Annotated in this window: 3 protein-coding genes; 2 read left to right on the forward strand and 1 reads right to left on the reverse strand. The window is 69.6% G+C overall.

The genetic code is table 11. From position 1 onward, the window contains the following. Window positions 1-238 (forward strand): hypothetical protein (locus VHA72_RS04430; RefSeq protein WP_325573232.1); only part of this gene is annotated, 238 nt, incomplete at its 5' end. Between the two features lie 54 nt (window positions 239-292). Next, window positions 293-1,563, forward strand: a protein-coding gene (locus VHA72_RS04435; protein ID WP_325573233.1) for an IS3 family transposase whose coding sequence is annotated in 2 segments (ribosomal slippage) — window positions 293-590 and window positions 590-1,563 — 1,272 coding nt in all. Because the reading frame shifts where the segments join, the coding sequence is not laid out codon by codon here. Between the two features lie 166 nt (window positions 1,564-1,729). On the opposite strand, the gene VHA72_RS04440 is transcribed toward VHA72_RS04435, so the two are convergent. Then, window positions 1,730-1,922, reverse strand: a 193-nt coding sequence (locus VHA72_RS04440) for a hypothetical protein (RefSeq protein ID WP_325573234.1), incomplete at its 5' end; no start/stop codon positions are given.

Here is a 1,922-nt window from a genome sequence, read left to right on the forward strand (position 1 = left end):
CTACATCGACCCGTCCGTCTACTACTCCGGCGCTTCGGAGTGGGTCGCGGTTCTGAGCACCGGCACGAGTCGCTACAAGTTCAGCGGCGACGACGGCATGGGCCGATGCGGGACGACGGGCTCGCCGATGTACTGCTCGACGGTGTTCACCGAGCGCCTGGTGTGGCAGTTCACCGGCTTGAACCAGATCAGCTATGTCGCTCCGTCGGACATCAGCTCTGCCGTGCTGTCGGTCTGAACCGCCCCGGCGTGTCCGGAGACTCCAGTCCTTGGAAGGGTTGGGATCGGGGTCATGTCGAGTGGTGCGTCGAGGAGGTACCCGCCTGAGTTGCGGGAGCGTGCGGTGCGAATGGTCGCCGAGGTGCGCGCCGAGCAGGAGTCGGAGTGGGCGGCGATGGGCCGGGTCGCTCAGCTGCTGGGGGTCAAGACCCCCGAGACGGTGCGCCAGTGGGTCCGCCAGGCGCAGGTCGACGCCGGCGACCGGGCCGGGGTCAGTACCGAAGAGTCGGCCGAGGTGCGCCGGCTGCGGCGCGAGAACGCGGAGCTGAAGCGGGCGAACGCGATCTTGAAGGCGGCGTCGGCTTTCTTTGCGGCCGAGCTCGACCGGCCCTCCCGCTGATCGTGGGGTTCATCCGCGAGCACGTCGGCCACCGCGAGGGCGGGGGTCTGCGTTGGGGTGTCGAGCCGATCTGCACCGTGTTGTCCGAGCACGGTCTGAAGATCGCCCCGTCCACGTACTACGAGCACGCCGCGAAGGCGCCCAGCGCCCGCGCGGAGCGGGACGCGGACCTGCTGGTCCACATCCGTCGGGTGCACGGCGCGAACTACGGCATCTACGGGGCACGCAAAGTGTGGCTGGCGTTGAACCGCGAGGGCATCGCCGTGGCCCGGTGCACCGTCGAACGCCTCATGCGGGTGGCTGGGCTGGCCGGGGCGGTCCGGGGCAAGGTCAAGCGGACCACGATCCCCGACCCGTCGGCCAAGCGTCCTGGTGACCTGGTGATGCGTCGGTTCGCACCGCTGGCGCCGGACCGGCTGTGGGTGGCCGACTTCACGTACGTGTCGACCTGGTCCGGCTGGGTCTACGTCGCGTTCGTGATCGACGCCTACGCCCGCCGGATCATCGGCTGGCGCTCGTCGACCTCGATGACCGCCCAGCTGGTCGTGGACGCGCTCGAGCATGCGGTGTGGACCCGCACCCGTGAAGGCCGCGACGTGACCGGGGTGATCGCGCACCACGACCACGGGTCGCAATACACGTCGGTGGCCTACTCCGAACGCCTCGCGGCCGACGACATCCGACCCTCGATGGGCGTGGTCGGCTCGTCCTACGACAACGCCCTGGCCGAGACGATCAACGGCCTGTACAAGACCGAGCTGATCAAGGCCAGAGGGCCCTGGCGCACGATCGACCAAGTCGAGGTCGCCACCGCCGAGTGGGTCGACTGGTTCAACCATCGGCGGCTGTACGAGTACTGCGGCGACATCCCACCCGCCCAACTCGAGGCCGCCTACTACGCTGCCCACAGCCTCACGCCACCGGCGGAGGTCTCACAAAAGTGAGTCTCCGGACACGCCGGGGCGGTTCAAGGCGACTTCGGCGGTCGGCCTCACACGGTCCACAGGACGTCGATCGGCCAGTCGAAACTCGCCGATTTTCGGCGTCCTCGCCGATTCGCGGGAACACGACCGCCGGAGCCGTGCTCGGCGCACTGGCGGTGCGCTCTTGCTAGGACGACGCTGCTCCACGATCCGGACGCGCCACCGCCCACGCCTCTCGAACAGCTGCCAGCGCGTCGGCCGCGGTCACCGTCAGCCGGGTCTGGTGGCCAAGCGCGCGGCGCCACGCCTGCTCGTCGGGACCGGTCGCGAACGCCCACCTCGCCGGCGGCTTGCCCGTCGGCCCGTGGCGGACGAACACG

This window comes from Nocardioides sp. (assembly GCF_035547795.1).
Lineage (GTDB): Bacteria > Actinomycetota > Actinomycetes > Propionibacteriales > Nocardioidaceae > Nocardioides.